The organism is Saccharopolyspora flava (assembly GCF_900116135.1).
Classification (GTDB): Bacteria; Actinomycetota; Actinomycetes; order Mycobacteriales; family Pseudonocardiaceae; genus Saccharopolyspora; species Saccharopolyspora flava.
This window is the reverse complement of record NZ_FOZX01000008.1, coordinates 190,544-211,967: the sequence shown is the minus strand read 5'-3', so window position 1 is coordinate 211,967 and position 21,424 is coordinate 190,544. Positions and strand designations below refer to the sequence as shown.

The window sequence follows — 21,424 nt, the reverse complement described above, 5'->3', positions numbered from 1 at the left end:
TCTCGCTTTAGCGTCGGGGCATGACTCGTCTCACCCCGCAGCGCCTGGCGGCCGCCGAGCGCTTCATCTGGTTGACGGCGCGCGTGCTGGAGCAGCGCCGCTTCGAACACCTCCACGCCGGGGGACCGGCCGAGCCGGTGCGCACCGCGCTGGAGGCCTACCGCTGCGCCGACGGCGGCTTCGGCTACGGGCTGGAGCCGGACGCGCGCGGTCCCATCAGCCAGCCGCTGCAGACCTGGACGGCGCTGACGATCCTCGACGAGATCGGCCAGTGCGCCGAGGCCGCGCCGGCGATCTGCGACCACCTCACCACCATCACCCGGCCCGACGGCGGCGTGCCCGGCGGTGACCTGCGGCTGGGGGACTACCCGCACGCGCCGTGGATCCCGATCGCCGAGGAGCCCGAGGGCGCGCTGCTGACCACGGCGCTGCTGGCCGGGGTGCTGCACCGCAACGGGGTCGCGCACCCGTGGCTGGCCGGGGCCACGGAGTTCTGCTGGACGCGCGTCGACGCGCTCACCGAGACCCACCCGTACGAGGCGATCGCCGCGCTCGCCTTCCTCGACCACGTTCCGGACCGAGACCGCGCCCGCGCCGCCGCCGAGCGCCTCGGCGGGCTCATCCGCGAGGCCGGGTACGTGCTGCTCGATCCCGACCACCCCGAGCGGGCGCGGACCGCACCCGGCTACGCCTCCGGAGAGGTGCCGCTGACCTGCGACTACGCGGCGAACCCGGGGAGCCTGGCGCGGGACTGGTTCGACGACGCCGAGATCGAGCGGGGCCTGGACCACCTGGCGGCGCAGCAGGGCGAGGACGGTGGCTGGCCGATCCACTGGCTGGAGTGGTCGCCGGGCACCGCCCTGGAGGGCAGGCCCCGGGTCACGCTCGACGCGATGCGGGTGCTGCGGGCCTACGACGAGGCCTGACCGGGGAAGCGCTTCGGCGTCGTGCCGGAGAGCCTGCGGAACTCCCTGGTCAGGTGGGCTTGATCGGCGTAGCCGCAGTCCTGGGCGAGGTCGGCGAGCGGGCGCGTCCCGGCGCCGCGCACGGCCCGCTGGAAGCGCAGCACGCTCACCAGGGTCCGGGGGCCGTAGCCGACGGCGTCGCCGATCCGGCGGCGCAGCTGCCGCTCGGAGACCCCGACGCGGTCGGCGAGCCCGGCCACCGACGGCGGGCGCGGGTCGTCCAGCGCGGCCACGGCGGCGGTCACGACCGGGTCGGGCGCCCACTCGGCGAGTCGTCGCCGAGCGAAGTCCGCCAGCAGCACCGGCGCCATCTCGGGCCGCTCGTCGATCGCTTCGGCGAGCACCCGGGCCCGAGCGCCCCACAGATCCGCGGCATCGACCCGCTGATCCCGCACCTCCCCGGCGGGAACCCCGAGCAGCAACCCGGCCATCCCGGGCCGAGCCCGAATCCCGAACAACGAACTCCCGGCCGCGATCCCCGAGACCCACGCCCCGGTGTCCGGTCCCACGACCTCGATCCCGCCGGGCCGCCAGATCACATCCACGCACCCATCGGGCACGACGAGCTGCGAACCTCCGACGGGCTCACCGCCGTGCCCCCACGCGCACGACACGAATCCCCGGAGCTCCGCGTCCACCCCCGACTCCCAGTACCCCACCCGCGAAGTATGTGTCACCACCACGACGCGGTTTCCCGGTCGCGGAGGGCGCGGTCGTCACCAGGTGACAGTTTTAGCCATAATCACCCATGATCAATGTCCGTTTTGCCCGGACAACTATGGCTAAAACTGTCCAGTGCTGAGCGCGGACACACGTGAGGCCCCGGTCCGGGCGGGACCGGGGCCTCAGCGAAGGGGACGGGTCAGTTCTGGTCGCTGCTGAAGTTGGGGATGTCCGTGCGGTCGTCGGAGCTGGGCATGTCTCCCGGCAGCTGCAAGCCCTGGGTGAGGGGGCCGGGGGACCAGAGGCCCGAGTGGGTCTCCGTGTGCAGCTCCAGCGCCGCCGAGGCCGGCAGGGCCTCCGGCGTGTAGGGGTGCACCTGGTACAGCGAGCCCCAGTCCTTCTGCGGGTCGTTGTTCAGGTACGTCGGCAGGTTGCGGACGCTCGCGGCGACCGTCATCCAGCCGAACGACCCACCGGCGTCCGGCGACGACCAGCCGGCACCGACGTCGCGGACCAGCTCACCGGCGCTCACCCGGAACTTCGGCATCTCGGCGATGCCGTTGTACAGCCCCGAGATCTTCAGGCACGGGTGCACCAGACCGGCCGGCCACTCCACGAACGTCGGGTCGTTGCCGACGAACTGCGTCAGCTGCGTCAGCTTCGGCACGCGCGGCGCCGACACCGCCAGCCAGCCGGACTGGCCCAGCGACTGGTCGACCAGCACCATCCGCAGCTTCGTGGCGTCCTTGCCCTCCGGTCCGAGCACGTAGCGGTGGTCGCGCCACCCCGGCGGCGGACCCTGCTGGACCGGGTAGCGGTGGGTGATCTCGAAGCCCCGCGGGGTGTCCTTGCCCAGCTCGAAGTAGACCTGGTTGGCGCCGGTCTCCGCACCGGCGATGCTGATCGCCACCGGGAGCTTGCCCGCCTTGGCCTCCTCCGGGATGTCGTACCAGGGAGTGCGCAGCTCACCGGTGGACTGCCCGGCCTCGTCGTAGCTGCCCCACACCGGAGCCTCCGGCCCGCCGAACTGGTTCGGCGGACGCCAGTTCGGCGCCTCCGGCGAGGACTCGTCGGTCGGCGGCACGCCCGGGTCGCTGAAGCCGACCTGCTTGGGCTGCAGGTACTGCTCGGCGTTCTCCTGGTTGGCCAGCCGCTGCGGCGCCTTCACGTCGGGAGCCGCCACCGTCGGCTGCTGCGCGGAGGCCTTGAGCACGCCCTCGCGCGGGTTGGTCTCCACGCCGACCGAGTCGGACAGGCCGCAGCTGTGCTGGGTGAGCTGCTTGATGTTGTCGGTGCCCAGCGTGTAGCTCGACCCCTGCTCGACGATGCCCTTGCCGAACGCGGCGAGCTCGCCGAGCACCAGCAGGGCGCACAGCACCGACAGCGGCGCGGTGCCCCAGCGCAGCGCCAGGTTGCGCTTCTCCTTGCTCTCCCAGCTCTCGTCGACGATCTTCGGGTTGTTCTCGTCGATGCGCAGGTGCTCGATCACCGCGATGACGGCGGTGACGAACGCCAGGCCGAGGATCATCGTGCTGGCCTTGTAGCCCTTGATCGACGGCGGCTTGTCGAACCACGGGATGCCCCAGCCGGACACGTACCACCAGGCGTTCGGGCCGGTGGCCGCGAAGGCCAGGATCACCAGCAGGCCGGTCACGAACGCCATCCGGTTGCGCCGCGAGCGCAGCACCGTGGAGCTGGTGGCCAGCGCCGTCAGCGCGGCCAGCGCCCCGCCGACCGCGGCGAAGATGCCGAAGTGGTGGGTGTGCTTGGTCGGCGTCAGCGCCAGCACCGCGAACGACAGCGCGGCCACCGCCAGCAGGCGCCGGCTCGGGCCGAGCGCCGCACCGCGGATCCGTCCGCGCCGCAGCAGCACCACTGCGCAGGTCGCCACGCACAGGATCACCAGCAGCACCGGGAAGCGGCGGCTCAGCGACCCGTCGGGGCTCTCGCTGAACAGCAGCAGGTAGCGGCTGAGCTCCTCGTACCAGTGGCCGTTGGGGCCGAAGGTCGTCTTGAGCTCCATCGCGTCCATCACCGACTGCCACGTCTGGTCGTAGAAGACCAGCGTCAGCATCACGAACCCGGACGCCGAGATCGGCGCCAGCACGGGCAGCCAGCCGAACTCCCCGGCGCGCTTGCGCACCATCCGGTACAGCGGCTTGAACCCGGCGACGTAGGGGAGCACGGCGATCAGGCCGTGCGGGTTGACGCCCACCGACAGCGCGGCGGCGACCAGGCCCAGCGCGGCGGGCGTGAGCCGCTCGGTGGCCACGGCCCGCTCGACGGCGCACAGCGCCAGCAGCGAGAACAGCACCACGACCGGCTCGGCGCGCAGACCGTTGTTGTAGGGCAGCCAGAAGGCCAGGAACACCGCGGCGGCGGCCCAGCCGGCGGCGTTGGAGCGCCGCACCTGCTGACCGAGTCGCGGCAGCACCTCGCGGGAGATCAGCAGCCAGCTGATGATGCCCATCAGCAGCGCGGGCAGCCGCACCCACGGCGTCGCCGTCGACACCCGCACCCACAGCGAGTAGACCTCGTAGAACCAGCCGAACGGCGATTCCGGGTTGGCGAACCAGCGGTAGTAGTTGGTGACGTACCCGGCGCTCTGCTCGGAGCGCACCATGCTCAGCACGTAGCCGTCGTCGGAGGTCATCGCCCCGATCAGCCACCAGATGCCCAGCGCGGCGAACACCGAGACGTCCCGCAGCGTGGGCCGCCACCAGCGTCGCGGGGCCAGCCGCGGCGCGCGCCTGCCCGCCAGCGCGTCCAGCCGTCGCAGGCACAGCACCGAGCCGATGAACGAGGCCAGGGTGAGCACGATGACCGTGGTCTTGAGCGGGGTCGCCCAGGAGCTGAACCGGTTGTCCACGCGCGCCTGGAAGTCCAGCCCGCGCACGTCGTCGCGCTTGTCGTCGAGCGCCGAGTAGATCCCGGTCAGCTGCGGGCGCTGGTCGCCGGTCTGGTTGACCCACCGCTCCTCGCCGACCGTGGCGGTGGTGGCGCCGCCGTCGGAGCGCACCTTCAGGGTGCAGTCACCGGCGGGCAGCGGGGTGGTGCCGATCTGCTGGCCCTTGTTGTAGAGCAGGGCCTGGCCGTTGTCGACCTGCATGACCAGGCCGGTGAGCTGACCGGAGTCCGAGTCGGGCGAGTTGGTGCTCAGCAGCAACCCCGGCCCTTCGGTCCGCGCGTCCAGGCTTCGCGCCGAGGCGCACGGGACCTTCGCGTCCAGCCACACGGGCTCGTAGGTCACCAGCGGGGCGGAAACCGCTCTGGTTCCTTCTGCTGTCGGCCACCGCAACGTCCCCACCTTGTGGTTGACGGGGAGGAACGGAACCAGGAGCGCCAAGACGGTTCCGACCAGTCCCAGGAGCGTGGCGAGCAGCCGCAATTTCTTCGCCGACTCTTGCTGCACGGGGGAGACCCTACGGGCGATGACGGGGTGTGTTCTGCCGCCCCCCGCACTATTTCGCAAATGCGTCAGGTAATGGGCAAAGGCCTTGTCGGTTTCTCGTTACCGCGCTGTGTTCCCATTTGAAATATTTGGTCACGAAGCGTGGTGTTCGGAAATTCCGGTTTGCTCGGTGACCAGCACCGTCACGTCGTGTTCGCGCCCCGTCCGGTGCAGCACGAGTTCGGCCAGAAGACCCAGCGAGATCATCTGGACACCGAAGATCTCGAGCAGAATCCCCAAGGTGAGAAGTGGACGGGTTCCGATCGATTCCGGGGTGAACAACCAGACCCCGGTGAGGTAGAGCAGCACAGCGGTCCCGAGGGTGCCCGCGATCATCCCGAGTCCGCCGAACAGGTGCGCCGGACGACGCCCGTAGCGGGTCAGCGCCATCACCGTCAGCAGGTCCAGCGCGCCGCGCGCGTAGCGCTCCAGCCCGTACTTCGACACCCCGTGCCGCCGGGGCCGGTGGTTCACGGTCCGCTCCACGACCCGGTAGCCGAGCTGGTGCGCCAGCGCCGGGATGTAGCGGTGCAGCTCGCCGTAGAGCGGAACCCGCCGGTAGACCTCGGTGCGCGCGGCCTTGAGCCCGCAGTTGTGGTCCGACAGCCGCAGCCCGGTGATCAGGCCGGTGACCCAGTTGAACACCTTCGACGGCAGCCGCTTGCCCAGCGGGTCCTTGCGCTCGGCCTTGTGCCCGCTGACCAGGTCGGCGCCGTCGTCGAGCTCGGCCAGCAGCCGGGGGATCTCGGCGGGGTCGTCCTGCAGGTCGGCGTCGAGGGTGACCATCAGCTCGCCGCGCAGCTCGGCGACCCCGGCGGCCAGCGCCGCGGCCTTGCCGAAGTTGCGGCGCAGCCGGATCCCGCGGATGCGGGGGTCCTGCGCGGCCTGCTCGGTGATGATCCGCCAGCTGTCGTCGGTGCTGCCGTCGTCGACGATCACCAGTTCCCACTCGCGGTGCTGGGCGGCCATCGCCTCCCGCACCTCGGCGAACAGCTGCGGGAGGCTGTCGCGCTCGTTCTTGGCCGGGGCCAGCAGCGAGACTTCCGGGACACTCATCGCGCCACCTGCGGTTTCTCGGTGAGCGGCCGGATCCACCAGCCGTCGGGGAACTGGAAGGCCACCCGCAGCGGGCCCGGCCGGGCGGGTGCGACGGCCTGGAAGCCGAGCCCGCTCTCGATGCCCGGCGTGACGGCCTCGGCGTCGGAGCGCGGGATGTCGACGACACCGCCGCCGACGACGGTGCCGGACTGGTCGAGCACGGCCGCGCAGCGCGCGCGTTCGATGCCGGAGATCGCCCAGCCCTTGAGCATCCGCGCCCCGCCCTGGACCTGGTCGGTCTCGACGTTGAGCACCACGTCGCGCCCGTCCGGCCGGGGTTCGCGCAGCGAGTCGACGCTGGGCGTGCGCCAGTCGGCGGTGCTGACCCGGTCCCCGACGGTGAGCCCGTCCGGGCAGCCCAGCGAGAACTCGGGGGAGAACGGGTAGTGCCCGAGCGCCCGCAGCCGCGGCAGCAGCTGCTCGGGCGAGGGGAAGCGGTCGGTGAAGGCGTCGGGGTGCCCGATCCGCGCGGCCACCGCCAGCAGCTGCTGGTTGGGCGCGTCGGCCCGCACGCTCTGCGCCATCGGCGCCCCGAGCGCGACCGTGGCCAGCACCGTGCCGCCGACCGCGACCGCCCGGAACCGCGGCCACCGGGCCCAGGCCACGACGATCACCAGCACCGCGATCCACAGCGCCGCTGTCATGCTGTTGTAGCGGCTCTGCAGCCCGGCGGTCTCGCCGAAGGCCGCGCGCGAGCCGGAGATCATCACCGCGCAGCCCAGCGCGTACAGCGCCAGCCCCCACCAGGGCGCGGCGACCCGGCGCTCGGCCTCGCTCTGCTGGGCGTGCAGCACCAGCACGCCGATCCCGGCGACCCCGGCCAGCAGCGCGATCGCGGGCTCGGTGCCGGTCCACACCATGCCGAGCATGCTCAGCCCGGCCAGCATCGCCTGCGCCGGATCGTCGGTCGGCGAGCTCCCGCCGCCGCCCTGCGGGCCGCGCAGCACCAGCCAGGCCGCCACCACGACGACCCCGACCACCAGCGGCGTCGCGATCCACTTGCGCCGGTCGCCGCGCAGCCGGGCCACCAGCGCCAGCGCCGGCCACACCGCGAACGAGGTGCCGTAGCTGATCGAGGCCAGCAGGCCCAGCACCACCGCGATCACCCGGTGCTCGCGGTGCATCGCCAGCAGCGCGCCCAGCACCAGCAGCATCGCCAGGATCCAGGAGGCACCGCTCATCGAGCGCACGTAGTTGTGGATGCCGTGCGGGTTGAACACCAGCGTCGAGGACGCCGCGACCAGACCGGCGCGCTGCCAGGCGCCGAGGTGCTCCGGCAGCATTGCCCGCACCAGCAGCACGCAGCCCACGCCCATCGCGAGCACCACGAGCCCGAGCGGCTGGTTGAGGCCGTGGCCGAACCGGGCGCTGAGCCAGAACAGCAGGCTCGGCAGCACGAACGGGTGCTCGTTGCGGAAGCCCAGCAGCGCCTCGGGCCGCAGCGAGCCGTCCGGGCCGGTGATGTCGAGCAGCACCCACCAGTAGTCGTAGAAGTGCATCTGCGGGTAGCGCAGGACCTCGCGCAGCATCATCAGCGGCGGGACGACCGCCGACAGCATCAGCAGCGGCGGGCCGAAGCGCCGCAGCGGCCCCGGGGCGACCGGTGCCGGGGGTGCGGTGGCCGGACGGCCGGTCTCCGTAGCGGTGTCAGTCACAGAGCGTTTCCCTAGATCATCACGAGCGGCCACCGACGGTAGCAAGAGCAGGTCATGGCGGTGGCGGAACGGGCGGATCCGGCCGGAACCCGCCAACCGGCGGCCCCTCGGCGGGGGCGGTTCGCCGGGCCCGGGTGAGCTCGCTTATGCTGTTCCGGCTCGCCCGTCAGCGCGGGATCCGCACTGGTGGTACACGGCCCCGGTCGATCGGGGACGGAAACCTGGTCTGTATGATGGGTGAGAACTTCTCGCCGCCGGACGGGCGGAGAGATTAAACGCCTGTTTCGAGTGCGGTCGCTCGCGCGGTCCTCGCTGCTGAGACAGGAACCCACCGAGACGCTGCACCGGCGGCGTGGTAGGAAGCCCCGGCCTTCGCGGCAGGGGCGGACGTCCGCCGCACACTGGTGAATTAGCGAAACCGAGCAGCAGGAGACTTCCGACTCATGTACGCGATCGTCAAGACCGGCGGCAAGCAGTACAAGGTGGCTGTCGGGGACGTCGTCCAGGTCGAGAAGCTCGAGGGCGAGCTGGGCTCCGAGGTCGCGCTCCCGGCGGTTCTGGTCGTCGATGGCTCCGACGTCACGACCGACGCCGACGCGCTGGCCAAGGTGTCGGTGACCGGCGAGCTGGTCGAGCAGACCAAGGGCCCCAAGATCCGCATCCACAAGTTCAAGAACAAGACCGGCTACCAGAAGCGCCAGGGTCACCGGCAGAAGCTGACCCGCGTGAAGGTCACCGGCATCAACAAGTGAGGACCTGAGTAGTCATGGCACACAAGAAGGGCGCATCCAGCTCTCGGAACGGCCGCGACTCGAACCCCAAGTACCTCGGGGTGAAGCGCTACGGCGGCCAGGTCGTCAAGGCCGGCGAGATCCTGATCCGTCAGCGTGGGACCAAGTTCCACCCGGGTCTGAACGTCGGTCGCGGCAACGACGACACCCTCTTCGCGCTGTCCGCCGGTACCGTCGAGTTCGGGCGTTACCGCGGCCGCAAGGCCGTCAGCGTGCAGCCGGTCGAGGCCTGATCCGGCTCTCGACGCAGGCCAGCAACTTCCCGGCGAGGGGCGGAACCGGCATGTCCGGGCCGCCCCTCGCTTTGTGTTGTCCGGGGTGACCCGCGTTGCGGTCGGGAAGCGCGAGCGCCCTTCGGCTGTTGCACTCAGCGTCATCGCACTCGTGAACCCAGAGCTACACCCGCCGGGCACCCGTTCGGCTTGATCTTCCTGGAGGCATTCGTGTCGCGGTTCGTCGACCGCGTGACCATCAACGTCGCCGCAGGCGACGGGGGAAATGGCTGCGCCTCGGTGCACAGGGAGAAGTTCAAGCCGCTGGGCGGTCCTGACGGGGGCAACGGCGGCAAGGGCGGCGACGTCCGGCTGGTCGTCGACTCCGGCGTGCACACCCTGCTCGACTTCCACTACCGCCCCAACGCGCAGGCGGTGAAGGGCCAGCCCGGCAAGGGCGGTCACCGCAACGGCGCGCAGGGCGACGACCTGGTGCTGCCGGTCCCGGACGGCACGGTCGTGCTGTCCCCGGACGGCGAGGTGCTGGCCGACCTGGTCGGGCCGGGCACCACGTTCATCGCGGCGGCCGGTGGTCGCGGCGGCCTGGGCAACGCCGCGCTGGCGTCCAAGGCCCGCAAGGCTCCCGGGTTCGCGCTGCTGGGCGAGCCCGGTGACGAGCTGGAGCTGGTGCTGGAGCTGAAGTCGGTCGCCGACGTCGGCCTGCTCGGCTTCCCCTCGGCCGGCAAGTCCTCGCTGATCTCGGTGCTCTCGGCCGCCAAGCCGAAGATCGCCGACTACCCGTTCACGACCCTGGTGCCGAACCTGGGTGTGGTCACCGCGGGCGAGACCGTGTTCACCGTCGCCGACGTGCCCGGCCTGATCCCGGGCGCCAGCCAGGGCCGCGGTCTGGGCCTGGACTTCCTGCGCCACATCGAGCGCTGCGCGGTGCTGGTCCACGTCGTGGACTGCGCGACGCTGGAGCCGGGCCGCGACCCGATCTCCGACATCGACGCGCTGGAGAACGAGCTCGCCGAGTACACCCCGGCGCTGGCCGCCGAGCACGGCGGGGCCGACCTGGCCGACCGCCCGCGCATGGTCGTGCTCAACAAGATCGACGTGCCGGAGGCCCGCGAGCTCGCCGACTTCGTGCGCGCGGAGGTCGAGGAGCGCGGCTGGCCGGTCTTCGAGATCTCCACGGCCTCCCGCGAGGGCCTGCGCGAGCTGAGCTTCGCGATGGGCGCCGAGGTCGAGCGCTACCGCGAGACGCTGCCCGAGCCGGAACCGGCGCGCGTGGTCGTGCGGCCGACCGCGGTCGACGACGGCGGTTTCACCGTCGAGCCCGACCCGGAGGACGAGGACGCCTTCGTCGTGCGCGGCGAGAAGCCGGAGCGGTGGATCCGGCAGACCGACTTCAACAACAGCGAGGCCGTGGGCTTCCTCGCCGACCGGCTGGCCAAGCTGGGCGTGGAGGACGCGCTGGCCAAGCAGGGCGCCGAGCCGGGCAGCCAGGTCACCATCGGCACCATGACCTTCGACTGGGAGCCCACCACCCCGGCCGGGATGGCCAGCGTGCTCGGCCGACGCGGCCACGACCTGCGGCTGGAGACCGACGACCGGGTCTCGGCGCACGATCGCAAGATCGCCAAGAAGCTGCGCCGCGGCACCGGGCTCGACGAGTTCGGCCGCTACGTCGGCGGCGAGGACGAGGACGACGAGTGAGCCCCTCGGCGACTCGGCAGGCCGTCGCGGCCGCGCAGCGGATCGTGGTGAAGATCGGTTCGTCGTCGCTGACCACCACCGAGGGCGGTCTGGACGCCGAGCGGCTGTCGGTCCTGGTGGACACGGTCGCCAAGCGGGTCGCCGCCGGCGGGCAGGTCGTGCTGGTGTCCTCGGGCGCCATCGCCGCGGGCATCGCCCCGATGGGGTTGCGCCGCAGGCCCAAGGACCTGGCCACGCAGCAGGCCGCCGCGTCGGTCGGGCAGCTCGCGCTCGCGCACGCCTACGCGGAGTCGTTCGCCCGCTTCGACCTCACCGTCGGGCAGGTGCTGCTCACCGCCGATGACGTGGTGCGCCGCAGCAACTACCGCAACGCCCAGCGCACCCTGAACCGGCTGCTCGGGCTGGGCGTGGTGCCGGTGGTCAACGAGAACGACACGGTGGCCACCACCGAGATCCGCTTCGGCGACAACGACCGGCTCGCCGCTCTGGTCTCGCACCTGGTCGGGGCCGACGCGCTGATCCTGCTGTCCGATGTGGACGCGCTCTACGACGGCGATCCCCGCAAGGGCGGGGCGAAGGTGATCCGCGAGGTCACCGGCGCCGCCGACATGGAGGGCGTGGACGCGGGCAGCACCGGTGCCTCCGGCCTGGGCACCGGGGGCATGGCCTCGAAGGTCGCGGCGGCGAAGGTCGCCTGCACCTCGGGGATCCCGGTGCTGCTGACCTCCTCGGCCAACGCCGCGAGCGCGCTGGGCCCGGCCGACGTCGGCACCGCCTTCGCCGCCACCGGGAACCGCTTGTCGGCCCGTCGGTTCTGGCTGGCCCACGCCGCGGGCGCCAACGGCAGGCTGTGGCTCGACGACGGCGCCGTGGCGGCGGTGGTCAAGCGCCGTCGCTCGTTGCTGGCGGCCGGGATCACCGCCGTGGAGGGCGCTTTCGACAGCGGCGATGTCGTGGAACTGCTCAACCCCACCGGCACGGTGGTGGCGCGCGGCGTCGTCGCCTACGACGCCGAGGAGTTGCCGACGCTCATCGGTCGCTCCACCCACGAGCTGCCCGCGGAGCAGCGCCGTGAGGTGGTTCATGCCGATGATCTCGTCGCGTTGCGGTGATGGGGAAGTTTTCATGAAAACTTCCCCACCCCACGATCACCGGAGTTCGGTGTTGCGGGTCTCGGGAAGGGTGCGGATGACGAAGAACGCGATCACCGCCCCGATCGCGATGTAGTAGAAGAACCCGGTCGCCAGGTCGAACTTCGCGAAGGCCTGGATGACCAGCGGCGCCGTGCCGCCGAAGACGGCGACGGTCAGGTTGTACCAGGCGCCGATGCCCAGGCCGCGCAGCTCGGTGGGGAACAGCTCGGACATGATCGCCGGTGCGATCGAGGTCATCGCGCTGTAGAGGCCGACGCCGACGCAGAACACCACCAGCAGCCCGCCCAGACCCGGCCCGACCAGCGATGACAGCGGCACGATGAGGATCGCGGTGGCCGCCGACCAGATCAGCAGCTGCGGTTTGCGGCCGTAGCGGTCGGAGACCGCACCCATCGGGTACTGCAGGGCGATGAACAGGGCGGTGGCGATCGACAGCGCCAGGAACACGTCGGTGGCGTCGGCGCCGCGGTTCTTCACCGCGAACGGCGTCAGGGCGCTGAAGAACGTGTAGTAGCACAGCGTCGAGAGCATCGAGAACCCGACGAGCTGGCCGACGGCCTTCGGGTGCTGCCGCAGCGTCAGCAGCAGCGGGTTCTTCAGCGCCTCGGCCTTGGCCTTGTTCTCCTCGTACTGCTCGGTCTCGCTCAGGGTGCGCCGCAACCACATCCCGATGAGCCCGAGGACACCGCCGATGATGAACGGGATCCGCCAGCCGTAGGCGCTCAGCTGCTCCTCGCTGAGCACCGAGGTCAGCGCGTACCCCAGCAGCGAGGCGATGAGCAGCGCGGCACCGGTGGAGATGTAGAAGAACGACGAGTACCGGCCGCGACGCGACGGCGGCGCGATCTCGGCGAGGTAGGCCGAGGCGTTGGAGACCTCACCGCCGAGCGAGAGTCCCTGGCCGATGCGGGCGAGCACGAGCAGCACGGCCGCGAGCCAGCCGATGCTCTCGAAGGTCGGCAGGACGCCGATGATCAGCGATCCGCCGGCCATCAGCGAGATCGTCAGCAGCATGGCGGTCTTGCGCCCTCGCAGGTCGGCGAAGCGCCCGAGCAGCCAGCCGCCGAGCGGGCGGAAGAAGAACGCGAGCGCGAACGTGGCCAGCGTGTTGATCAGCGCCCACTCGCCGGGGAAGAACGCGGAGGCGAAGTACACGCTGAACGCGGTGTAGATCGTCCAGTCGTACCACTCGATGGCGTTGCCGATGCTGGCCGCGACCAGCGTCCGGACCGGCAGCTCGTGCGCCACCGCTTCGTCCTGGGACATCGCACCCTCCACATCGCACCCGGGAATCGAGGTGCCGACACGGTAAGCGCTCGACCGGGAGGGCGAAAGATCCGAATACGATGTGGAACGGCAGAAATTCGGATGAGATGCCCCCGGTTCTGCGCCACACTGCCCGGATGACGCGCGACGTGGCCGACGACATCCTCGACGTGCTGATCGAGGAGAACCCGCTCGACGAGCTGCTGCAGGGCCTGCCCGGCACGGCAGGCAGGCTCCCCGATCCCCGGGAGGACGCCGAGTCCGACCTGCGCGCCCGAGCCTCGCGCATCGCGGCGGAGGCGCGCGACGGTGACGACCTCACCAGCGAGGTGGTGATCGCCGTGGCCGAGGGCGTGGCCACCCGCGTCGAGTCCCGGCTGGTCGAGCACACGATGCACGACTCGGCGGTCTCCCCGCTGAGCAGGGTCCTGGAGATGGTGCCGGAGCAGCGCCCCCAAACCCCAGAGCAGGAGCGGGATTTCCTGCGCCTGCTGGCGGCGATCCCCGATTTCCTCGCCCGCAGCGGGCAGCGGCACCTCGACGGGGCGCGGGCGGGACGGCTCCCGGTCGCCCGCCGGGTCCGGGTGGCGATCGAGCACGTCGACGCGCACCTGTCGGCGCCGCAGCGCGATCCGCTGCGCAAGCCACCGCTGACCTCGGAGGACGAGCGGAATCGCCTGCTGGAGGAGCGGATCCGGCCCGCGTTCGCGGCCTACCGCGAGGTCCTGCGGGACCTGCCCGGACGTTCCGACGACGAGCCGGGCCTCTGCTTCCTGCCGGACGGGGAGCGGACCTACGCGTCGCTGGTCAGGATGCACACCACGACCGAGCGCACCCCCGAGGAACTGCACCGGACCGGTCTGGAGCTGCTGGCGGAGCTCGACGAGGAGTACGCCGAGATCGGCTCCCGCGTCTTCGGCCTGCGCGACGTCGCCGACATCCGGCACCGGATGCGCACCGACCCGGCGCTGTACTGGTCCAGCGGGCAGGAACTCCTCGACGCCGCGAGAACCGCTGTGAGCAGGGCGGAAGAGGTCGCGCCGCAGTGGTTCGGCCGGACCCCGGCGCAGCGCTGCCGCGTCTCGCCCTTCCCGGAGGACCAGGCCCCCGACGCCGTGGGCGGCGCCTACCTGCCGGGCCCGATCGACGGTTCGCGGCCGGGCACGTACTTCGCCAACACCCACGCCGCCGAGCAGCGGCCCCGGTTCCTCGCCGAGCCGCTGGCGTTCCACGAGGCCGTTCCCGGGCACCACTTCCAGATCAGCCTCGCCCAGCAGCTCACCGACGTCCCGATGATCCGCAAGGTCGCCGGTTTCAACGCCTACATCGAGGGCTGGGGCCTCTACGCCGAGCGGCTCGCCGACGAGATCGGGCTCTACAGCGACGATCTCAGCAGGTTGGGGATGCTCGCGATGGACTCCGCGCGGGCCGCCCGGCTCGTCGTCGACACCGGGCTGCACGCGTTCGGCTGGACCCGGCAGCAGGTCGTGGACTTCCTGCGCGCCCGCACTCCCACCGCCGAGGTGGAGGTCCAGAGCGAAACCGACCGCTACATCGAGAGTCCCGGCCAGGCCCTCTCGTACATGGTGGGGCGCCTGGAGTTCCAGCGGTTGCGCGCGCAGGCCGGGGTCGACCTGCGCGCGTTCCACGACGGGGTGCTGGCCACCGGCCCGCTGCCGCTGTCGGCGCTGGCCCGCGAGGTGGCTAGCTGGTCGAGGCGAGGGTGAACGGCAGCACCTCCGGCGCACCGGCCTGGCGGAGCATGCGGCCGACGACCGTTGCGGTCCAACCGGTGTCGGCGTAGTCGTCCATCAGCAGCACCGGTCCGTCCAGGCCGGACAGCGCGCCCGCCAGCTCGTCGTCGAGCTTGAACTGCCGCCACAGCGACGCCACCCGCTGCGCGCTGTTGGTCGCGCGGTTCGGCGTCGTGTTCGGGTTCGTCAGGACCTCGCCGAGCAGCGGCAACCGCCCGATCCCGGCGATGCGTTCGGCCAGGCTGCGCACCAGCTTCGGCCGCGTCCGCGAACCGAGCGCCACGACGCCGACCGGGCGCCGCTCCCACTCCCACGCGGCCAGCACCTTGATCGCGGCCTGGAACAGGTCGTCCGGCAGCTCCTGGTCGGGTGCTCCGGTGGCCAGCAGTTCGCGCAGCCGGTTGCCCCAGCCGATGTCGGTGAGCCTGCCGACCGCGCGGCCGGTCGTGGTCTGCTCGTCGGCCGGGAGCTTGCCGGAGACCTCCACGCCCAGCGCGGACATGCCGCTCGGCCACATCTTGCGCGGCGCGATGTCCACGCCCGGCCGCTGCAACCGCTCCTGCGCCTGCTGCACGGCCTGCTCGTCGACCTCGGCGGAGTAGCCGGAGCCTGTGCAGTTGTCGCAGCGCCCGCACGGCTCGGCGTGCGGGTCGTCGAGCTGGCGGCGCAGGAACTCCATCCGGCAGGACGTGGTCGCCTGGTAGTCGAGCATCGCCTGCTGCTCGGCCTGCCGCTCGACCTCGATGCGCCGGTAGCGCTCGGCGTCGTAGTGCCACGGCTCGCCGGTGGCCTCCCAGCCGCCCTTGACCCGCTGCACCGCGCCGTCGACGTCGAGGACCTTGAGCACCATCTCCAGCCGGTTGCGGCCCAGCTCCACGTGCGGTTCCAGGGCGGCGGTGGAGAGCTTGCCGTGCTCGGTGAGCGCGTCGAGCACCGCGCGCACCGTCGGCTCCGGCGGGAACGCCAGCGACGCGAAGTAGCTCCAGATCTCGCGGTCCTCCGGTCCGGGCAGCAGCAGCACCTCGGCACGCTGCACACCGCGACCGGCGCGGCCGATCTGCTGGTAGTAGGCGATCGGCGAGGACGGCGCCCCCACGTGCACCACGAAACCCAGGTCGGGCTTGTCGAAACCCATGCCCAGCGCGGAGGTCGCCACCAGCGCCTTGACCCGGTTGTTGAGCAGGTCGGCCTCGGCCTGCTCGCGCTCGGCCGGGTCGGTACGGCCCGAGTACGCGGCCACCTCGTAGCCCTGCTCCCGCAGGTAGGAGGTGATCTCGTGGGCGGCGGCGACGGTGAGCGTGTAGATGATCCCGGAACCCGGCAGTTCCTTGAGCTGTCCGGCGAGCCAGCCCAGCCGGGCTTGCGCGGTGGGCAGCCGGAGCACGCCGAGCCGCAGGCTCTCGCGATCGAGGGTGCCGCGCAGCACCAGCGTCTCCTGCGGATCGGTGAACTCGCCGCCGACGCCGAGCTGCTCGGAGACGTCGGCGACGACCCGGTCGTTGGCGGTGGCCGTGGTGGCCAGCACCGGCACGCCCTCGGGCAGCTCGGTGAGCAGGGTGCGCAGCCGCCGGTAGTCGGGGCGGAAGTCGTGGCCCCAGTCGGAGATGCAGTGCGCCTCGTCGACCACCAGCAGTCCGGCGCTCTGGGTGAGCTCGGGCAGGATCGTGTCGCGGAAGTCGGGGTTGTTCAGCCGTTCCGGGCTGACCAGCAGCACGTCCACCTCGCCGGAGGCCATGCGCTCCTCGACGTCGTTCCACTCCTCGGGGTTGGCCGAGTTGATGGTGGCGGCGTGCACGTCGGCGTTGGCCGCGGCGGCGACCTGGTTGCGCATCAGCGCCAGCAGCGGCGAGACGATCACGGTCGGCCCCTCGCCGAGCTCGCGCAGCAGCGCGGTCGCGATGAAGTACACGGCCGACTTGCCCCAGCCGGTGCGCTGCACGACCAGCGCGCGGCGGCGTTCGAGCACCAGCGCGCGGATCGCCGCCCACTGGTCCTCGCGCAGCGCGGCGTCGGGGCCGGCCAGTGCGCGGAGTCGTTCCTCGGCGAGTTCCCGCAGCGCTTCTTCGTCCACGACCCGAATTCCTACCGGACGTCCCCGACCAGCCACGCCCGGGGCCGCGCGGGCGTGTCGGGACCGCCTTCGCCCACCACTCCGCGACCGCTTCGCCGGGAGCGGCTGACCGACTTCCGGATCAGGGGGTTGGCGGAGCAGCCGGTCACGTTGCCGCGAGGATCGGGAAATGCGTTGCCGGGACGGATTAGGCTGGTGGAGTGACCGTCATCGAGTTCCCCACCTCTGACAGGGCCACCGGCGACGAGCTGCGCGAACAGGTGCGCGAGGCCGCGCGCCGGGCGCGCGGGGCCGCCGCCGAGCTGGCGCAGGCCACGCGCGGCACCAAGGACGCGCTGCTGCACGCGATGGCCGACGAGCTGGTCGAACGCGCCCCGGAGGTGCTGGAGGCCAACGAGCGCGACGTGACCGCCGCCCGCGAGTCGGGCACCGCCGAGGCCATGATCGACCGGCTGAGCCTGAGCACCGGACGCATCGAGGCGATGGCCGACGGCCTGCGCACCGTCGCCGGCCTGCCGGACCCGGTGGGGGAGGTGCTGCGCGGTCAGGTGCTGCCCAACGGCGTCCAGCTGCGCCAGGTGCGGGTGCCGCTCGGCGTGGTCGGCATCGTCTACGAGGGGCGTCCGAACGTGACGGTCGACGCCGCCGGGCTGACCCTGAAGTCGGGCAACGCGGTGCTGCTGCGCGGCTCGTCGTCGGCGGAGGCCTCCAACACGGCGCTGGTGGCGGTGCTGCGCGACGTCGTCGCCGAGCACGGCCTGCCCGCCGACTCGGTCCAGCTGCTGCCCTGCCACGACCGCGCCTCGGTGCACCACCTGATCACCGCGCGCGGCCTGGTCGACGTGGTCATCCCGCGCGGCGGTGCCGGGCTGATCTCGGCGGTCGTCGAGCAGTCCACGGTCCCGGCGATCGAGACCGGTGTGGGCAACTGCCACGTCTACGTCGACTCCAGCGCCGAGATCGACGTGGCGCTGCGCATCCTGCTCAACTCCAAGGCCCGCCGCCCCAGCGTGTGCAACGCTGCCGAGACGTTCCTGGTGCACGCCGACATCGCCGAGGAGTTCCTGCCGCGCGCGATCGCCGAGCTGGGCGAGGCGGGGGTCACGGTGCACGGCGATGAGCGAGTGGTGGCCGTGGGCGGTGCGAACGTCGTGCCGGTCACCGACGAGGACTGGGACACCGAGTACCTGTCGCTGGACATCGCCGCCGCCGTCGTGGACTCGATGCCCGCCGCGATCGAGCACATCCGCGAGCACGGCTCCGGGCACACCGAGGCCATCGTGACCAGCGACGTCCGCTCCGCTCAGCAGTTCACCGCGCAGGTCGACGCGGCCGCGGTCATGGTCAACGCCAGCACCGCGTTCACGGACGGCGGGGAGTTCGGGATGGGCGCCGAGATCGGCATCTCCACCCAGAAGCTGCACGCGCGCGGCCCGATGGGCCTGCCCGAGCTGACCTCCACCAAGTGGATCGCCCACGGCGACGGCCACGTGCGGCCGGGCTCGGCTCCGGCCAAGCCGGGGAGCTGAACTTGACGCAGGCGCCGCGACGCAAGCGCGACTCCGCGGCCACGAAGGAAGCACTGCTGAACGCCGCCTCGGAGCTGTTCACCGAGCGCGGCTTCAGCGCGACGACGGTGCGCGACGTCGCGGCCCGAGCCGGCGCGAACCAGGCGCTGCTGTTCCGCTACTTCGGGTCCAAGCAGGAGCTGTTCGCGGCGGTGCTGACCCGCAACAGCGAGCAGGTGGTCGCGGAGCTCTCCGCCGAGGAGCTGCCGCGGCAGCTGCTGCTGAACCTGATCGACAGCGCTCAGCCCAACGGCGAGCACCCGCTGGTGGCGATGCTGCGCTCGTGGAGCGACGAGCGGGCGGCCGAGATGCTGCGCGGCGAGCTCGGTGCCCGCTACACCGAGCGGCTCGCCGAGCTCACCGACGCCGACGACGCGATGTTGCGGGCGGACCTCGTGCTGGCGTGGGTGTTCGGCATCGGCATGGTCCGCTCGGTGCTGGGCAAGAGCCCTCTGGTGGAGGCCGACCCGGACGACATCGTCCGCTACGTCTCCCGCGCCGCATCCGCGATCCTGGAGCGAACGGACCTTTCGGGCGATCGCTGATCAGGGCGTGCGCAGCGGTTTTCCCGGGCGTAGCGTGATGTTGTAAGCGAGTGCTTACAACCGCTGTCTGCCGGGAGCTGCGCATGACCACCACGGAGCCGAGGACCTACCCGTTCAACGTCGCCGAGGCGCTCGACCTCGACCCGATCTACGCCCGGTTGCGCGAGCAGGAGCCGCTGAGCCGGGTCAAGCTGCCCTACGGCGAGGAGGCCTGGCTGGCCACCCGCTACGAGGACGTCAAACTCGTCCTGGGCGACCCGCGCTTCAGCCGCGCCGAGGTCCTCCGCCGCGACGAGCCGCGCATGCGGCCGGCCAAGCCGACCGGCGGGATCCTGAGCATGGACCCGCCGGATCACACCCGGCTGCGCCGCCTGGTCGCCAAGGCCTTCACCCAGCGCCGGGTAGAGAAGCTGCGCCCGCGCACCCAGGACATCGCCGACGAGCTGGTCAGCGGCATGATCGAGCGGGGCGGCCCGGCCGACCTCGTCGAGGAGTTCGCGCTGCCGCTGCCCATCACGGTGATCTGCGAGCTGCTCGGCGTGCCCTTCGCCGATCGCGCGGACTTCCGGGTGTGGTCGGACGCGTTCCTGTCCACCAACAAGCTCACCGCCGAGCAGACCAGCGACTACATGGACCGGATGATGGACTACATCGCCGGTCTGATCGCCCAGCGTCGCGCCGAGCCCGCTGACGACCTGATCACCGGCCTCATCGCCGCCCGCGACGAGCAGGACAAGCTCACCGAGGACGAGATGGTCCGGCTGGCCGCCGGAATCCTGGTCGCGGGCCACGAGACGACCGCGTCGCAGATCCCCAACTTCCTCCACGTGCTGCTGACCCACCCCGAGCAGCTGGAGGCGCTGCGGGCCGATCTGGACCTGGTCCCGTCGGCCGTGGAGGAGCTGCTGCGCTTCGTGCCGCTGGGCGTGGGCGCGGGGTTCGCGCGGTACGCGATCGAGGACGTCGAGGTCGGCGGCGTGCTGGTCCGCGCCGGTGAGCCGGTGCTGTCCAGCGTCGGGTCCGCCAACCGCGACGAGTCCGTCTTCGACGGCCCGGAGTCCCTCGACCTGGCTCGCGCGGAGGCCTCGCACGTCGGGTTCGGGCACGGCCCGCACCACTGCCTGGGCGCTCAGCTGGCCCGGCTGGAGCTGCAGGTCGCGTTGCGCACCCTGCTCACCCGGCTGCCCGGTCTGGACTTCGCGCACTCGCCGGAGGAGGACGTGGACTGGAAGACCGGTCTGCTGGTGCGGGGGCCTCAGCGGATGGTGCTGTCGTGGCAAGGTGGCGAGTGATCTCGCTCATAGGGAAGAAGGTGGACTGATGAGCTGGTCGATCGAGATCGACGCGAACACCTGCATCGGGTCGGGCATGTGCGCTGGGGTCGCCCCGGACCACTTCGAGCTGGTCGAGGGCTACTCGACCGCGCTGCAGGACCGGACCGAGCCGTCCGACGACGTCGTGGACGCGGCGGAGTCGTGCCCGGTGGAGGCGATCCTGGTCAAGGACGTCGAGACCGGGAAGGTCGTCGCCCCCGAGGAATGACCGCAACGAGTGATGTGGATGTGACTCAGGTCACTTCAGAATTCACGTCATGAATCCCGAAGCGCGCGGGTCTCACCCGTGCGCGCCCGAGAGGCAGCGCCCGCGAACCGAGGTGGCCCCCAGCCGCCGAGGTTCGTGCAGGGCTGCGGGGCCCGGTCGAGGGGGGAGCCTGGACCGGGCCTCGTGGTCAGCCGCGGGGCCCGGCGTGGGGTTTGAGGGGAGTCCACGCCGGGACCGTGTCCTCCGACACCCCCGAGCGCCCCGCTGACGTGCCTGGTCGTGATGCTTATCTAGGGTTGTCAGCTATGTCTCGACGCCGGATCGGGGTCATGGGTGGCACCTTCGATCCCATTCATCACGGCCACCTCGTGGCCGCCAGCGAAGTGCAGGCGCAGTTCGGCCTCGAACAGGTGATCTTCGTGCCCACCGGGCAACCGTGGCAGAAGAGCCACGAGGTCGTCTCGCCGGCCGAGGACCGCTACCTGATGACCGTGATCGCGACCGCGTCCAACCCGCGGTTCCTGGTCAGCCGGGTGGACGTCGACCGCAAGGGCCCGACCTACACGGCCGACACGCTCAAGGACCTCCACGAGGAGTTCCCGGACGCGGACCTGTACTTCATCACCGGTGCCGACGCCCTGGAGCAGATCCTGTCCTGGCACCGCGTCGAGGAGATGTTCGAGCTCGCCCACTTCATCGGCGTGACGCGCCCCGGCTACTCGCTCAACAGCGCGCACCTGCCGGACGGCTCGGTGTCCCTGGTGGAGATCCCGGCGATGGCGATCTCCTCCACCGGCTGCCGGGACCGCGTCCGAGCGGGCCTCCCGGTCTGGTACCTGGTCCCCGACGGAATCGTCCAGTACATCACCAAACGCGGCCTCTACCGCGAAACCCCACCCGAGTGGGGTCCTTAGCGGGGAGAACGCCCGAAGACGCACCCAAAGCATCACCTGGCGTGGAGGGGGTTGGG

General features: G+C 71.5%; 17 protein-coding genes. 11 read left to right on the top strand and 6 right to left on the bottom strand.

Features of this window, described 5'->3' with window-relative positions:
* Positions 1 to 20 precede the first annotated feature (20 nt).
* On the top strand, positions 21 to 926 hold the full coding sequence (locus BM424_RS21775) for a hypothetical protein (RefSeq protein ID WP_093421142.1): 906 nt from the start codon (positions 21 to 23) through the stop codon (positions 924 to 926).
* Here the strand turns inward: BM424_RS21775 and BM424_RS21770 are convergent.
* The 4 genes from BM424_RS21770 to BM424_RS21755 all read right to left on the bottom strand — a co-directional run bounded on the left by BM424_RS21770 (position 911) and on the right by BM424_RS21755 (position 7,832).
* On the bottom strand, positions 911 to 1,603 hold the full coding sequence (locus BM424_RS21770) for a helix-turn-helix domain-containing protein (protein WP_093421140.1): 693 nt from the start codon (positions 1,601 to 1,603) through the stop codon (positions 911 to 913). The genes BM424_RS21775 and BM424_RS21770 overlap by 16 nt on opposite strands.
* 224 nt (positions 1,604 to 1,827) lie before the next feature.
* Positions 1,828 to 4,878, bottom strand: coding sequence for an arabinosyltransferase domain-containing protein (locus tag BM424_RS21765; RefSeq protein WP_425442044.1), 3,051 nt, complete (start codon positions 4,876 to 4,878; stop codon positions 1,828 to 1,830).
* A gap of 294 nt (positions 4,879 to 5,172) precedes the next feature.
* A complete protein-coding gene (locus BM424_RS21760) occupies positions 5,173 to 6,135 on the bottom strand; it encodes a glycosyltransferase family 2 protein (protein WP_093421137.1) in 963 nt (320 codons plus the stop codon).
* Entirely contained in the window at positions 6,132 to 7,832 is a 1,701-nt protein-coding gene (locus tag BM424_RS21755; RefSeq protein ID WP_093421135.1) for a hypothetical protein, read from the bottom strand. The genes BM424_RS21760 and BM424_RS21755 overlap by 4 nt, the downstream gene beginning before the upstream one ends.
* A gap of 443 nt (positions 7,833 to 8,275) precedes the next feature.
* Between BM424_RS21755 and rplU the strand changes: the two genes are divergently transcribed.
* The 4 genes from rplU to proB all read left to right on the top strand — a co-directional run bounded on the left by rplU (position 8,276) and on the right by proB (position 11,666).
* Positions 8,276 to 8,584, top strand: coding sequence for a 50S ribosomal protein L21 (gene rplU, locus BM424_RS21750; RefSeq protein ID WP_093421132.1), 309 nt, complete (start codon positions 8,276 to 8,278; stop codon positions 8,582 to 8,584).
* 14 nt (positions 8,585 to 8,598) lie between these two features.
* Positions 8,599 to 8,856, top strand: coding sequence for a 50S ribosomal protein L27 (gene rpmA / locus BM424_RS21745; RefSeq protein ID WP_093421130.1), 258 nt, complete (start codon positions 8,599 to 8,601; stop codon positions 8,854 to 8,856).
* 198 nt (positions 8,857 to 9,054) lie between these two features.
* Entirely contained in the window at positions 9,055 to 10,554 is a 1,500-nt protein-coding gene (gene obgE, locus BM424_RS21740; protein WP_093421369.1) for a GTPase ObgE, read from the top strand.
* Positions 10,551 to 11,666 carry a glutamate 5-kinase gene (proB, locus tag BM424_RS21735; RefSeq protein ID WP_093421127.1) on the top strand — a complete coding sequence of 372 codons (1,116 nt, stop codon included), beginning with the start codon at positions 10,551 to 10,553 and terminating at the stop codon, positions 11,664 to 11,666. The genes obgE and proB overlap by 4 nt, the downstream gene beginning before the upstream one ends.
* 36 nt (positions 11,667 to 11,702) lie before the next feature.
* Here the strand turns inward: proB and BM424_RS21730 are convergent, their stop codons facing one another.
* Positions 11,703 to 12,974, bottom strand: coding sequence for an MFS transporter (locus tag BM424_RS21730; protein WP_093421125.1), 1,272 nt, complete (start codon positions 12,972 to 12,974; stop codon positions 11,703 to 11,705).
* A 137-nt stretch (positions 12,975 to 13,111) separates the two neighbouring features.
* Here BM424_RS21730 and BM424_RS21725 point away from each other — a divergent pair, with 137 nt between their 5' ends.
* Positions 13,112 to 14,701: a DUF885 domain-containing protein gene (locus BM424_RS21725; protein WP_093421122.1), complete on the top strand. Its 1,590-nt coding sequence runs from the start codon at positions 13,112 to 13,114 to the stop codon at positions 14,699 to 14,701.
* On the opposite strand, the gene BM424_RS21720 is transcribed toward BM424_RS21725, so the two are convergent.
* Positions 14,679 to 16,799, bottom strand: coding sequence for a RecQ family ATP-dependent DNA helicase (locus BM424_RS21720; RefSeq protein WP_093421120.1), 2,121 nt, complete (start codon positions 16,797 to 16,799; stop codon positions 14,679 to 14,681). The two genes, BM424_RS21725 and BM424_RS21720, sit on opposite strands and share 23 nt — an antisense overlap.
* A gap of 200 nt (positions 16,800 to 16,999) precedes the next feature.
* On the opposite strand from BM424_RS21720, the gene BM424_RS21715 reads away from it, so the two are divergent.
* From BM424_RS21715 to nadD, 5 genes are all read left to right on the top strand, one after another.
* Positions 17,000 to 18,328 carry a glutamate-5-semialdehyde dehydrogenase gene (locus BM424_RS21715; RefSeq protein WP_093421117.1) on the top strand — a complete coding sequence of 443 codons (1,329 nt, stop codon included), beginning with the start codon at positions 17,000 to 17,002 and terminating at the stop codon, positions 18,326 to 18,328.
* Positions 18,329 to 18,330: 2 nt separating this feature from the next.
* Positions 18,331 to 18,912, top strand: coding sequence for a TetR/AcrR family transcriptional regulator (locus BM424_RS21710; RefSeq protein ID WP_093421115.1), 582 nt, complete (start codon positions 18,331 to 18,333; stop codon positions 18,910 to 18,912).
* An 83-nt stretch (positions 18,913 to 18,995) separates the two neighbouring features.
* Positions 18,996 to 20,204, top strand: a complete 1,209-nt coding sequence (locus BM424_RS21705; protein ID WP_093421112.1) for a cytochrome P450 — start codon at positions 18,996 to 18,998, stop codon at positions 20,202 to 20,204.
* Between the two features lie 28 nt (positions 20,205 to 20,232).
* Positions 20,233 to 20,454 (top strand): ferredoxin, encoded by a 222-nt coding sequence (locus BM424_RS21700; protein WP_093421110.1) that lies wholly within the window; start codon positions 20,233 to 20,235, stop codon positions 20,452 to 20,454.
* 305 nt (positions 20,455 to 20,759) lie between these two features.
* On the top strand, positions 20,760 to 21,368 hold the full coding sequence (gene nadD, locus BM424_RS21695) for a nicotinate-nucleotide adenylyltransferase (RefSeq protein WP_093421107.1): 609 nt from the start codon (positions 20,760 to 20,762) through the stop codon (positions 21,366 to 21,368).
* Positions 21,369 to 21,424: the final 56 nt, after the last annotated feature.